This window comes from Miniimonas sp. S16, from assembly GCF_057748195.1.
On the sequence record NZ_CM173242.1, the window covers coordinates 2,899,259 to 2,912,232 of the forward strand.

General features: G+C 71.4%; 12 protein-coding genes and 1 riboswitch. Of the genes, 8 read left to right on the top strand and 4 right to left on the bottom strand.

The annotated features are described in order from the left end of the window. Positions 1-2: 2 nt before the first annotated feature. Positions 3-1,190 (top strand): AAA family ATPase, encoded by a 1,188-nt coding sequence (locus AC3AQ1_RS12705; RefSeq protein ID WP_108719281.1) that lies wholly within the window; start codon positions 3-5, stop codon positions 1,188-1,190. Further along, positions 1,187-1,765: a DUF4276 family protein gene (locus tag AC3AQ1_RS12710; RefSeq protein ID WP_159096542.1), complete on the top strand. Its 579-nt coding sequence runs from the start codon at positions 1,187-1,189 to the stop codon at positions 1,763-1,765. Before AC3AQ1_RS12705 ends, AC3AQ1_RS12710 begins: the two co-directional genes overlap by 4 nt. Before the next feature lie 64 nt (positions 1,766-1,829). Here the strand turns inward: AC3AQ1_RS12710 and AC3AQ1_RS12715 are convergent, their stop codons facing one another. Next, entirely contained in the window at positions 1,830-2,096 is a 267-nt protein-coding gene (locus tag AC3AQ1_RS12715) for a GlsB/YeaQ/YmgE family stress response membrane protein (protein WP_108719283.1), read from the bottom strand. Between the two features lie 133 nt (positions 2,097-2,229). Next, entirely contained in the window at positions 2,230-2,619 is a 390-nt protein-coding gene (locus AC3AQ1_RS12720; protein ID WP_108719284.1) for a VOC family protein, read from the bottom strand. 205 nt (positions 2,620-2,824) lie between these two features. Here AC3AQ1_RS12720 and sucC point away from each other — a divergent pair, with 205 nt between their 5' ends. From sucC to AC3AQ1_RS12750, 6 genes are all read left to right on the top strand, one after another. Beyond that, positions 2,825-3,994 (top strand): ADP-forming succinate--CoA ligase subunit beta, encoded by a 1,170-nt coding sequence (gene sucC / locus AC3AQ1_RS12725; RefSeq protein WP_108719285.1) that lies wholly within the window; start codon positions 2,825-2,827, stop codon positions 3,992-3,994. Between the two features lie 41 nt (positions 3,995-4,035). Beyond that, complete coding sequence (gene sucD / locus AC3AQ1_RS12730) at positions 4,036-4,938, top strand: succinate--CoA ligase subunit alpha (RefSeq protein ID WP_108719286.1); 903 nt, start codon at positions 4,036-4,038, stop codon at positions 4,936-4,938. Between the two features lie 136 nt (positions 4,939-5,074). Continuing rightward, the gene (locus AC3AQ1_RS12735; RefSeq protein WP_159096543.1) at positions 5,075-6,604 is read left to right on the top strand and encodes a cell division protein PerM; all 1,530 of its coding nucleotides are present in this window, start codon (positions 5,075-5,077) and stop codon (positions 6,602-6,604) included. Positions 6,605-6,614: 10 nt separating this feature from the next. Beyond that, complete coding sequence (purN, locus tag AC3AQ1_RS12740) at positions 6,615-7,226, top strand: phosphoribosylglycinamide formyltransferase (protein WP_108719288.1); 612 nt, start codon at positions 6,615-6,617, stop codon at positions 7,224-7,226. Positions 7,227-7,230: 4 nt separating this feature from the next. Beyond that, a riboswitch (ZMP/ZTP riboswitch) is annotated at positions 7,231-7,312 on the top strand. Between the two features lie 62 nt (positions 7,313-7,374). Beyond that, positions 7,375-9,018 carry a bifunctional phosphoribosylaminoimidazolecarboxamide formyltransferase/IMP cyclohydrolase gene (gene purH, locus AC3AQ1_RS12745; RefSeq protein WP_108720204.1) on the top strand — a complete coding sequence of 548 codons (1,644 nt, stop codon included), beginning with the start codon at positions 7,375-7,377 and terminating at the stop codon, positions 9,016-9,018. A 23-nt stretch (positions 9,019-9,041) separates the two neighbouring features. Further along, entirely contained in the window at positions 9,042-9,371 is a 330-nt protein-coding gene (locus tag AC3AQ1_RS12750; protein ID WP_108719289.1) for a hypothetical protein, read from the top strand. Between the two features lie 76 nt (positions 9,372-9,447). Here the strand turns inward: AC3AQ1_RS12750 and AC3AQ1_RS12755 are convergent, their stop codons facing one another. Beyond that, positions 9,448-10,458 (bottom strand): aquaporin, encoded by a 1,011-nt coding sequence (locus AC3AQ1_RS12755; RefSeq protein WP_234417504.1) that lies wholly within the window; start codon positions 10,456-10,458, stop codon positions 9,448-9,450. A gap of 135 nt (positions 10,459-10,593) precedes the next feature. Continuing rightward, positions 10,594-12,810 (bottom strand): NADP-dependent isocitrate dehydrogenase, encoded by a 2,217-nt coding sequence (locus AC3AQ1_RS12760; RefSeq protein WP_108719290.1) that lies wholly within the window; start codon positions 12,808-12,810, stop codon positions 10,594-10,596. Positions 12,811-12,974: the final 164 nt, after the last annotated feature.

The window sequence follows — 12,974 nt, forward strand, 5'->3', positions numbered from 1 at the left end:
CTATGCCCAGCACCTCGAGCTTTCGCGTCACTCGCGTTCGCTTGCGTCACTATCGGAGTATCGCTGCCTGCGATGTGCGTCTCTCCGAACTAACCTTTCTGGTTGGCCCAAACGGGTCAGGCAAGTCCAACTTCGTAGATAGTCTTCGATTTGTTTCCCAGGCCTTGGGAGAGAATTTGGACAATGCTCTCCGCGAGCGAGGCGGGCATGCGGAGGTCCGAAGGCGATCAACGGGGCACCCGACGCACTTTGGAATTCGACTGGACTTCCAGGGGGATGGGATGTCGGGTGAGTATGGATTTCAGGTTGCAGCCGTCAAAGGTGGCGACTATCGCCTCTCGCACGAGGAGTGCATCGTCCGATCCGTCGAGTTCGGCGGAGAAGACTCAAGGTTCGTGATAAGGGATGGGCGGCTCGTCGACTCTTCGTTCAAGACGCCGCTCCCTTCGCCGTCCGCCGATCGTCTCTACTTGGTTCTGGCATCGGCGCTGCCCGATTTCCGGCCTGTTTTCGACGGGCTCAGTGCGCTCAATGTATTCAATCTCAATCCCGAAGCCATGCGGCGCCTCCAGACTCCTGATGCCGGAGATGTCTTGCGTCGGGATGGTTCCAACATCGCGAGCGTACTGGAGCGACTCCGCCGCGTGGACGCGTCGGTCAAGGAGGAGATCGAGGAGTACCTTCGAGTCATCGTCCCAGGGGTCGTTAGTGCGGACCGGAAGGGGTTTGGGTCCTGGGAGACAGTAGAGTTCAGGCAGGAAGTCCAAGGCGCTGACTCGCCATGGACCTTTCCCGCCACGTCAATGAGCGACGGCACGCTGCGGGCGCTGGGTGTCCTTGTCGCATTGTTTGCTCCGTCGGATCAGGTGTACTCGCCCATCGCGATTGAGGAGCCAGAGTCGGCCCTTCACCCAGCCGCTTCGGGGGCCCTCATGGATGCGCTTCGCTCGGCAAGCGAGAGTCGGCAAGTGATCGCGACCAGTCACAGCCCCGATCTCCTGGACGACCCGGCAGTGAGGCCCGATCAGATCCGGGCGGTCAGTGCCGATGGTGGTGTTACCCGCATTTCTGACCTCGACGAGGTGACCGAAGGCGCCCTACGGGATTCGCTCTACACGGCTGGTGAGTTGCTTCGCGCTAATCAACTAACGCCGCGATTCGATCAACCTTCTCTCGAGTTGTTCACGTGACACTCCCGACAGTCGCGTGCGTAGTCGAGGGGCACGGAGAAGTTCAAGCTGCGCCAATTCTGATCAGACGTATCGCGGTCGAACTACTCGGCGTCCCGATTGTCGCCACCCCTGGGCATCGAGTGCCGCGTGGGACCATGCTGAAACGCCCGGTCGAGCTAGTTCGGGCGGTAGAACTCCAGTCGCGCAAGGCTGTTGGCGGAGGAGTCCTGGTCCTACTGGACTCCGACGACGACGACCCGATGATGATCGAACAGGGGTTGGGGAGAGAACTGTCGGGGTTCGGCGCCTCGGTGCGCGTTGCGTGTGCGGTCCGTGAGTACGAGGCGTGGTTTCTTGCCGGGTTGCCTTCCCTTATCGGAAAGTACGGAATTGCGAGTCCGGTGACGTCGGTGGATGACGTGGAGTCTATTCGTGACTGCAAGGGCGCGGTCGGTCGGGCGATGAACGGAAAGTACTCAGAGGTCCGCCACCAACCGGCCATGACAGCGCAGGTCGACCTCGGTGTGGTCCGGGAGAACTCTACGAGTTTCGCTCGACTCGTTGCGAGAGTGGGAGAGCTCCTCGCGCCATGAGGCTGTCCGCCGCAGGCCCCACGCCGACCGTGAGGTCGGCGCGGGGCCACCGTCGTCCTGCGGTTCAGCGGGTGGTGCTGCTGCGGCCCCGGATCCCGAGGTAGACGCTGATCGCGATCGCGGCCACGACGATGGAGATGATCCAGCGGATCCAGTCGAGCCCGTCGGTCTGCTGCACCCCGAGCCAGCCGGCGATGAGCCAGCCGAGCAGAGCGCCGACGATGCCGAGCAGGATGGTCACGAGCACGGAGATGTTCTGCTTGCCGGGCATCACGAGCCGGGCGAGACCGCCGACGATGATGCCGGCGATGATCGAACCGATGATGGACATGAACGGCTCCTTCGTGAGGGGTCGGGTGATCGGGCAGGGTTCGCCCGGTGCTGGGCGAGGGTAACCCCTCGCCCTCGAGCGGCGTTCCACCCCGAACGGTGAGGCGCGGGGTGGGGCGCGGGGCGGGGGCGGGTCAGGCAGGGTTCGACGTCGAGACGCCGACAAGCAGGCCGACGGGGTCGCGGAACGTCGCCCACCAGCCCATGTCGCCGCCGATCTCGGCGCGCTCGGTCACGACCGTGCCGCCCTCGCCCTGGACGCGGGCGAGCGTGGCCTCGAGGTCGACGACGTCGAAGGTGACCCGCGCACCGTCCCCGATCGATCCCTCGGCGACCTCGAACAGCCCGCCGATCATCCGCTCGCCGAGGTAGAGGACCAGGTAGCCCTCTCCGAAGGGCTCGGTGCGCCACCCGAAGACGGCGTCGTAGAACGCGGCGGACTCGGCGAGGTTCGTGGTGGGCAGCTCCCACCACACCGAAGGCTCGGCCTGCTGGTGGGTGCCCTCGGGTGTGCTCTCGGACATGCTCGCTCCCTCTCGCTCGCAGCTCGGGTCGTTGCTCGGTCACGCACGGCGTGCCACCACCGTAGGCGCGACGTGGCGGACGGCACACCCCCTGGATCGACGCGGGCTGGGGCGGGCTCAGGCGAGGGGATAGGCTGGGACGCGGAATCTCTTGACGTCGAGAGACCTCGACGGACGGAGTTGTTCGCCCGACGGAAGGAACCCGGTGGACCTGTTCGAGTACCAGGCGCGAGACATGTTCGAGAAGCACGGTGTGCCCGTGCTCGGCGGCATCGTCGCCACCACGCCCGAGGAGGCGCGCGCCGCAGCGGAGAAGCTGGGCTCCGCCGTCGTCGTCGTGAAGGCGCAGGTGAAGACCGGCGGCCGCGGCAAGGCGGGCGGCGTCAAGCTCGCACGCTCGCCGCAGGAGGCCGCGGACCGCGCCGCGGAGATCCTCGGCATGGACATCAAGGGACACACCGTGCACCGCGTGATGATCGCGCAGGGCGCCGACATCGCCGAGGAGTACTACTTCTCGGTCCTGCTGGACCGCGCGAACCGCTCTTACCTGGCGATGGCCAGCAAGGAGGGCGGCATGGAGATCGAGCAGCTCGCCGTCGAACGTCCCGAGGCGCTGGCGCGCGTCCCGGTCGACCCGACCGTGGGCATCGACGCGGCGAAGGCAGCGGAGATCGTCGCGACCGCGGGGTTCGACGCGGACGTCGCGGACCAGGTCGCCGACGTGCTGCAGAAGCTCTGGGGCGTCTACCAGGCCGAGGACGCGACCCTCGTCGAGGTGAACCCGCTGGTCAAGACCGGTGACGGCCGCATCGTCGCGCTGGACGGCAAGGTGTCGCTCGACGCGAACGCTGACTTCCGCCACGCCGACCACGCCGAGCTGGAGGACAAGGCCGCGGCCGACCCGCTCGAGGCGAAGGCCAAGGAGAACGACCTCAACTACGTCAAGCTGGACGGCTCGGTCGGCGTGATCGGCAACGGTGCGGGCCTCGTGATGAGCACGCTCGACGTCGTGGCCCTCGCGGGTGAGAAGCACGGCGACGTGACGCCGGCGAACTTCCTCGACATCGGCGGCGGCGCGTCCGCCGAGGTGATGGCCGCGGGCCTCGACGTCATCCTCGGCGACCCGCAGGTCAAGAGCGTCTTCGTCAACGTCTTCGGCGGCATCACGGCGTGCGACGCCGTCGCGAACGGCATCGTCGCGGCGCTCGGCATCCTCGGCGACGAGGCGACCAAGCCGCTCGTCGTGCGCCTGGACGGCAACAACGTCGAGGAGGGCCGGCGGATCCTCGCCGAGGCCGCCCACCCGCTCGTCACGCTCGCCGACACGATGGACGGCGGCGCCGACAAGGCTGCCGAGCTGGCCAACGCCTCCTGACCCCCGCCGACCGGACCGAACAGAAGGACTTCCGAACCACCATGGCGATCTTCATCGACTCCAGCTCCCGCGTCGTCGTCCAGGGCATGACCGGCTCCGAGGGCACCAAGCACACCACCCGGATGCTCGCGTCCGGCACCCAGATCGTGGGCGGGGTGAACCCGCGCAAGGCGGGCACGTCCGTGTCGTTCGACCTGCCCGACGGCGACTCCCGCGGTTCGTCCGTCGACGTCCCGGTCTTCGGGTCGGTCGCCGAGGCGATGGCCGCCACGGGCGCCGACGTCTCCGTGATCTTCGTGCCGCCCGCGCACACCAAGGGCGCGGTCGTCGAGGCGATCGAGGCAGGCATCCCGCTCGTCGTGATCATCACCGAGGGCGTGCCCGTCGCGGACACCGCCGAGTTCTTCACGCTCGCGCAGGCCAAGGGCGTGCGGCTGATCGGCCCGAACTGCCCCGGCATCATCAGCCCGGGCAAGTCGAACGTCGGGATCATCCCGGCGAACATCACCGGTCCCGGCAAGGTCGGCCTCGTCTCGAAGTCCGGCACCCTGACCTACCAGATGATGTACGAGCTGCGCGAGCACGGGTTCTCCACCGCCATCGGCATCGGCGGCGACCCGATCATCGGCACCACGCACATCGACGCCCTCGAGGCGTTCGAGGCCGACCCCGAGACCGAGGTCATCGTGATGATCGGCGAGATCGGGGGCGACGCCGAGGAGCGCGCCGCCGACTACATCAAGGAGCACGTGACCAAGCCCGTCGTGGGGTATGTCGCCGGCTTCACCGCACCCGAGGGCAAGACGATGGGGCACGCGGGCGCGATCGTGTCCGGCTCCTCCGGCACGGCCGCCGCGAAGAAGGTCGCGCTCGAGGCCGCGGGGGTCAAGGTCGGCACGACGCCGAGCGAGACCGCCCAGCTCGCACGCGAGCTGCTCGGCTGAGTCGCCCCGCACGCGCAGAACGGCCCTCGCCCTCGTGGCGAGGGCCGTTCTGCGTCGTGCTCGTGGGGTGGGCGACCCGCGCGCCCGACGGCGTGGCACCCGCCCGCTTCCGGATGGGGGTTGCAGCATGGTCGCGATGGCCAGACCTCCCGCTCCCCGTGTCCGCCCCGCCCGGCCTCGCATCGCCGGGCCGGGCGGCGCGCCGGCGACCTCGGCGGACGACACCGGCGAGCTCACCCGGTCCGAGCGTGCGGACGCCTGGTCACGCGGTGACGACCTCGAGAGCGAGTGGTCGGACCAGGGCGAGTGGGCCGACGAGAGCGAGTGGCCGGACCAGGGCGAGTGGGCCGACGGCGACGGAGAGCAAGCCGACCCGACGAGCACCCAGGAGCTCGCGACCGTCGGTGGCACGGGGGAGTACGGCCGCTCGGTCGTGCGTCCCGCCGTCCGGGCGAGGCGCGACCTCGGCGCCGTCGCGCGCGAGATCGGGCGCGCCGTGCGCGCCGGCCTCGAGGCGAGCGTGCTCTCGTGGCTCGTGCTCGTGGTGCCCGTGGTCGCGGCGTACATCGCGACCGTCGCCGCCCCCGTGCTGGGTGAGGCGAGCTGGTTCGACGCGGCGCGCAACGCGACCTCGGGCTGGCTGCTCTCCTTCGGCCAGCCCCTGGTGGTGACGACCCCCGCCACGGCGATCGCCCCCGCGAGCAGCACCGTGGTCACCCTCGTGCCGATCGGTCTCACGCTCGTCACGGCAGCGCTCCTGGCGGGTGCCGTGCGCCGCGCGATGATCGCGAATCCCGTGTCGCTGCTGGCCACCGTGCTCGCGGCCGGCGGCGTGGTCGCCGGCGGCTACCGCCTTGCGGGCGTTACCCCGACCCTCGGCGCCGTCCTCACCACGGCGCTCGTGCTCGTGGGCGGCGCGGTCGCCGGGTGGCTGCGGTCCACGCCGGTCACGGCCCGCGAGGGGTGGCCCACGTGGTGTCTCGCGGGCCTGCGAGCCGGTCGACGCGTGCTCCTCGCGCTGCTCGGCACCGCCGCCGCCACGCTCGTCCTGGCGCTCGTCGTCCGGGCGAGCGCCGTGCTCGCGGTGCAGCAGAGCTTCGGCGCCGACGTCGTGAGCACCCTGCTGCTGCTGGCGACCCAGCTGCTGGCCCTGCCCACGCTCGTGGTCTGGGCGCTCTCGTGGCTCGTCGGGCCGGGGTTCTCGATCGGCGCCGTGGTCGTGACCAGCGACGCCGCGACCGCCGGACCCCTGCCCGCCCTGCCCGTGCTCGCCGCCGTGCCGGACACCGGGCCCGGCCCGGGGCGATGGATCCTCGTCCTGGCGGTCCTCGTTGCGGCGGGTGCCCTCGTGGCGCCGCTCGCGCGGGCCCGCGACTGGCGTGTGCGCGGCGTCGTCGGCGCCGTCGCCGCCACGACGGCGGGCCTCGCCGCCGCCGTCCTGGGCGGCCTCTCGGGGGGTTCGGTGGGCCCGTTAGCCGTCGTCGGCACCACCGCGGCGCTCGGCCTCGCGGTCGCGGCCGTGGTCGCCGTCGCTGTCGCGGGCGTCGGTGCAGTCCTGATGGTCGCGGAGCGCCGCGGGGTCGACGTCGCGGCGATCATCGACACCGCGCTGGCCGCCGTGCCTCGGCCGCGCCTCCCGCGGCTGCGCCGCAGGCGCTCGCGGTAACCTCGCCTGCGTGAATCCCACCCGCGTCGTCGTTCTCATCTCCGGGGGCGGGTCGAACCTCGCGGCCCTGCTGACCGCCGCGGAGGATCCCGGGTACGGCGTCGAGATCGTGGCGGTGGGCGCGGACCGCACGTCCGCTGCGGGACTCGCGCTCGCCGTCGAGCGCGGCATCCCCACGTTCGTCGAGCGCGTGTCCGACTACGCCGAGCGGGCCGACTGGGACCGCGCGCTGACGGCGGCGGTCGCGCAGCACCAGCCCGACCTCGTCATCTCGGCGGGCTTCCTCAAGCTGGTCGGCGCCGCGTTCCTCGAGGCGTTCCCGGGGCGGTATCTCAACACCCACAACGCGCTGCTCCCGGCCTTTCCGGGAATGCATGCCCCCGCCGACGCCCTGGCGCACGGCGTCAAGGTCGCGGGCGCCACCCTCTTCATCGTCGACGCGGGCGTGGACACCGGGCCGATCATCGCTCAGACCGTCGTGCCGGTGCTCGACGACGACGACGTCGACGCCCTCACCGAGCGGATCAAGGTCGCCGAGCGGGCCCAACTGGTCGACGTCGTCGGGCGGATGGCGCGCGAGGGCTGGAGGGTCGAGGGACGCCGGGTCCGACTCGGCCGGTAGAGTTGCCCCGGGCCGTGACTGGCGAACGGGTGGAGCACCACCGGGGAGCGGCCCAGTGCTGGGTGAGTCGCACGGCGGCTCGAGACCCTGCGGAGCCGATCGCCTGGGCCCGCAGCCCGACCTCACCGATCCGGTCGTCTGGAGCACCATGTCTCAGCCTGTCCCTGTGCACGCCTCGTTCACCGCCACCGCCCCCGACGTCGTCCGGGTAGCGCGCGCCCTCGTCTCGGTCTACGACAAGACGGGGCTCGTCGAGCTCGCCACGCGGCTCGTCGCCGCCGGCGTCGAGCTCGTGTCCACCGGCTCGACGGCGAGCACCATCGCCGGCGCCGGCCTGCCGGTCACGAAGGTCGAGGACCTCACCGGCTTCCCCGAGATGCTCGACGGCCGCGTCAAGACCCTGCACCCCCGCGTGCACGCCGGGATCCTCGCCGACCGCCGCCTCGAGAGCCACGTCGCGGCCCTCGCGGAGCAGGGCATCGAGCCGTTCGACCTCGTGGTCGTCAACCTCTACCCGTTCACGGCGACGGTCGCCTCCGGCGCGAGCCAGGACGAGTGCATCGAGCTCATCGACATCGGCGGGCCGTCCATGGTCCGCGCGGCCGCGAAGAACCACCCGAGCGTCGCCGTCGTCGTCGACCCCGCGGCGTACGACGACGTCGCGACGGCGGTCGAGGCCGGCGGCTTCACGCTCGCCCAGCGCCGCACGCTCGCCGCCCAGGCCTTCCGGCACACCGCGAGCTACGACGTCGCCGTCGCGACCTGGATGGGCGCGCAGGTCGCGGGCGACGGCGACTCGCCCGCGTGGGTGGGGGCGACGTGGGAGCGCGCCTCGGTGCTGCGCTACGGCGAGAACCCGCACCAGCGCGCCGCGCTCTACACCTCCGACGCCGCCGCCCCTGGCCTCGCGCAGGCCACGCAGCTGCACGGCAAGGAGATGAGCTTCAACAACTACGTCGACTCCGACGCCGCGTGGCGCGCCGCGTGGGACCAGGCCGGGCCCGCCGTCGCGATCATCAAGCACGCCAACTCGTGCGGCATCGCGACCGGCGCGCCGGACGCGGCGATCGAGGACGTCTACACCGCCGCGCACGCGTGCGACCCCGTCTCGGCGTTCGGCGGCGTGATCGCGAGCAACCGCGAGGTCACCGTCGCGATGGCCGAGCGGATCGCGGAGGTGTTCACCGAGGTGGTGCTCGCGCCCTCCTACGCCGACGGCGCGCTCGAGGTCCTCACCCGGAAGAAGAACGTGCGCGTGCTCACGGTGCCGCAGCCGCACCGTGGCGGGCGCGAGCTGCGGCCCATCTCCGGCGGCCTGCTCGTGCAGGACGTCGACACGGTCGATGCCGAGCTCGACGGCGCCTCCGACTCCGCCGAGCGCTGGACGCTCGTAGCGGGGGAGGCCGCCGACGAGGGTGTCCTGCACGCCCTCCAGTTCGCGTGGACCGCGGTGCGCGCCGTGAAGTCGAACGCGATCCTGCTCGCGACGGCGAGCGAGGACTCCGCGGTCGTCGCCTCGGTTGGGGTGGGCATGGGTCAGGTGAACCGCGTCGACTCCTGCCGCCTCGCCGTCGAGCGCGCCAACGGGCACGGTGAGGAGCGCGCGCGGGGCGCCGTGGCGGCGTCGGACGCGTTCTTCCCGTTCGCCGACGGCGCGCAGGTCCTCATCGACGCCGGGGTGCGCGCGATCGTGCAGCCGGGCGGGTCGGTGCGCGACGCCGAGGTGGTCGCGGCGGCGCAGGCCGCCGGCGTGACGATGTACCTCACCGGCACGCGGCACTTCGCGCACTGAGCGAGACGGATACCGTGGGTGGCGTGACCGACCCCACGCCTGCGGCGACCGATCCGGCCGAGCGCGCCGCGGCCGAGACGGCCGCGCTCGCCGCGTCGCGTCGGCTCAACCGCCTGGGCTGGGCCTGCCTGCTCCTCGCGGCGCTCCTCGTGCCGCTCACAGTGGTCGCGGACGTCCCGACGGCGTTGCGCACCTTCGCGATCGGCCTCCTCGTCCTGGCCGCCGCACGGCTCGCCACGCCGGGGCGCGGGGTGATCGCGCGGGCGCGCTGGTGGGACGTCACGGCGCTGGTGCTGCTCGCCGTCGGGATCGGCTACCTGTCGTTCGGGCCGGACCTCGTGCCGCTCGGCTGAGGCGCGGGACGACGAAGGGCCGCGGCGAGGTGACTCGCCGCGGCCCTTCGCCGTGGTGCTCGGTGTGCCGAGCGGGCTACGCGCGGGGCGCCTCGCCGTCGCGCTGCTCGGGCGTCTCGACCTCGGGCGTCTCGACCTCGGGCGTCTCCTCGGTCGTGGGGACCGCGGCGGCCTGACGGGCCAGGAGGGCGTCGAGCGCGTCGGGCTCGGGGTCGCTCTCCTCGGCCAGCACGACCTCCTCGGTGATCTCGGTCTCCGGCCACTCGCCAGCGATCACGGGGACCGGCGTCACGAGTCGGTAGACGAGCGCGGCGATCGCGCCGCCGAGCAGGGGTGCGAGCCAGAACACCCACACCTGCTGGATGGCCCAGCCCTCGGAGAACAGGGCGGTGGCGAGCGAGCGGGCCGGGTTGAGCGAGCCGTTCGTGAACGGCACGGTGAGCGCGATGAGCGCCGACAGCGTGAAGCCGATCGCGACGGGTGCGTTCGTGACGTTGGCGCGCTTGTCGGTCACGCCCATGATGACGCCGACGAACACCGCGGTCGCCACGACCTCGATGATGATCGCGGCGCCGAGGCCGAAGGTCGCAGCGCCCTGGGCCGCCGTCGAGAACGGGGAGTGGTCGCCGAAGCCGTTGCTCGTGGAGGAGAACCACGCCCGGTTCGAGCTGCCCGTGATGTCCGCGAGGCCGGACGGGATGAGGAAGAACAGCAGCGCGGCGGCGGCCGTCCCGCCGACGATCTGGGCGAGCCAGTAGACGAGCATGTCGAGCCAGCCGATGCGACCGCCGATCGCGGCGCCGAGCGACACGGCCGGGTTGAAGTGGCCGCCGGACACGTGGCCGACGGCGCTCGCCGCGCCGAGCACCGCGATGCCGAAGCCCAGCGGGACGGCGAGGCCGGAACCGGCGACGCCGCTGACGGCGGACCAGAGCGCGGTACCGACGCCGACGAGGACGAGGACGAACGTGCCGAACACCTCGGCGCCCACGCGGGCGAAGAGGGAGTAGCCGGGCTCGACGGCGACCTCGTCGATCAGGACGGCCGACGCCTCGGCGTCGGACTCGGGCGGAAGGGTGGTGGACATGGTGCTCCTGACGGGAGAGATCGGGTGGGCGCGCGGCGACGCCGTCGGACATCCTTCCACGCGCAGCCTGTGTGCAACCTGGAAGTCGAGGCGTCCCGGGTCGCGAGACCCGCGTCCCAGGGGCCTGCGGGCGGGCTAGCGGGTGAGCGAGTCGATCGCCTCGTTGAGGGTCGCGCTCGGACGCATGACCGCCTCGGCCTTCGCCGGATCGGGGCGGTAGTAGCCGCCGAGGTCGACGGGGCTGCCCTGCACGGCGACGAGCTCCGCCACGATCGCCTCCTCCTGCGCCGCGAGCGTCGCGGCCAGGTCGGCGAACGCGGCGGCGAGCTCGCCGTCGGCCGTCTGGCGGGTGAGCTCCTGCGCCCAGTAGAGGGCGAGGTAGAAGTGCGAGCCGCGGTTGTCGATGCCGCCGAGGCGGCGCGTGGGCGACTTGTCGCGGTCGAGGAACGTTCCCGTGGCGCGGTCGAGCGTGTCGGCGAGGATCTGCGCGCGGGCGTTGCCCGTCGTCGTCGCGAGGTGCTCGAACGAGGCCGCGAGCGCGAAGAACTCCCCGAGGCTGTCCCAGCGCAGGTAGTTCTCCTTGAGCAGCTGCTGGACGTGCTTGGGCGCCGAGCCGCCGGCTCCGGTCTCGAAGAGGCCGCCGCCGTTCATCAGCGGGACGACCGACAGCATCTTCGCGCTCGTGCCGAGCTCGAGGATAGGGAACAGGTCGGTGTTGTAGTCGCGCAGGACGTTCCCGGTGACCGAGATGGTGTCCTCGCCGCGGCGGGCACGCTGCAGGGACAGCGCGCACGCGCTGGCGGGGTCCATGATCTCGATCTGGAGGCCGCTCGTGTCGTGCTCGGGCAGGTACTCGCGCACCTTGGCGATGAGCACCGCGTCGTGGGCGCGCGCCTCGTCGAGCCAGAAGACCGCCGGCGCCCCGGTGGCCCGGGCGCGCGTCACGGCGAGCTTGACCCAGTCCCGGATCGGGGCGTCCTTGGTCTGGCAGGCGCGCCAGATGTCGCCCGGCTGCACGTCGTGGCGCAGCAGCACGTGACCGGCGCTGTCAGTGACCTCGACGGTGCCGGCCACCGGGATCTCGAACGTCTTGTCGTGCGAGCCGTACTCCTCGGCTGCCTTCGCCATGAGGCCGACGTTCGGGACCGAGCCCATCGTCGCCGGGTCGAGGGCGCCGTGCGTGCGGCAGTCGTCGATCGCCGCCTGGTAGATGCCGGCGTAGGAGGAGTCCGGGATGACGGCGAGCGTGTCCGCCTCCTTGCCGTCCGGGCCCCACATCTTGCCGCCGCCGCGGATCATCGCGGGCATCGAGGCGTCGATGATGATGTCGCTGGGGACGTGCAGGTTGGTGATGCCCTTGTCGGAGTCGACCATCGCCAGGGCCGGGCCGTCCGCGAGTCCCTGTGCGACCGCCGCCTTGATGGCCTCGCCGTCGGGCAGCCGGTCGACGGCGGCGAGCAGAGCGCCGAGGCCGTCGTTGGGGGAGACGCCCGCGGCGGCGAGCTGGTCGCCGTACTCCTCGAAAAGGGCGGGGAAGAACGCCTTGACGACGTGGCCGAACAGGATCGGGTCCGAGACCTTCATCATCGTGGCCTTGAGGTGGGCGGAGAACAGCACGCCCTCGGCCTTGGCCGCGGCGATCTGCTCGGCCAGGAAGCGGTCCAGCGCGGCGACGTTCATGAACGTGGCGTCGACGACCTCGCCCGCGAGGACCGGGAGACTCTCCTTGAGCACGGTGCGCGTGCCGTCGGCGCCCACGAGGGTGATCGTGAGGGTGTCGTCGGCGGGGATGACCACCGAGCGCTCGTTGGCGAAGAAGTCGTCCTGACCCATGGTCGCCACGCGCGTGCGCGAGTCCGGGCTCCACGCGCCCATGCGGTGCGGGTGGGCCTTGGCGTAGCTCTTCACCGAGGCGGGTGCGCGGCGGTCGGAGTTGCCCTCGCGCAGCACCGGGTTCACCGCGGAGCCCTTGACCTTGTCGTACGCGGCGCGGACGGCGCGCTCGTCGTCGGTGGCCGGGCTCTCGGGGTAGTCCGGGACGGCGAAGCCCTGGCCCTGGAGCTCGGCGATCGCCGCCTTGAGCTGCGGGATCGACGCGGAGATGTTGGGCAGCTTGATGATGTTCGCCTCGGGCGTCGTGGCGAGCTCGCCCAGCTCGGCGAGGGCGTCGCCGACCCGCTGCTCCGGGGTCAGCGCGTCGGGGAACTTCGCGAGGATGCGCGCGGCCAGGGAGATGTCGCGGGAGTCCACCTCCACCCCGGCCGTCGAGGCGTACGCCGCGACGATCGGCAGGAGGGAGTAGGTCGCGAGCAGCGGTGCCTCGTCGGTGTGCGTGTAGATGATCGTGGCCATGTGAGGACTCCCGGGGGTGCTCGGGGTGGATGAGAACTCTCGACGTCAAGATACCGAACCTCGCTCGGGGGCGGTGGGTGCGCCGTCGGGCGGACGCGGCGGGCGATCCTCGCTACCCTCGGGACGGACCTCCTCGCGACGAGCCGGGGAGGCTCCCGGCGGTG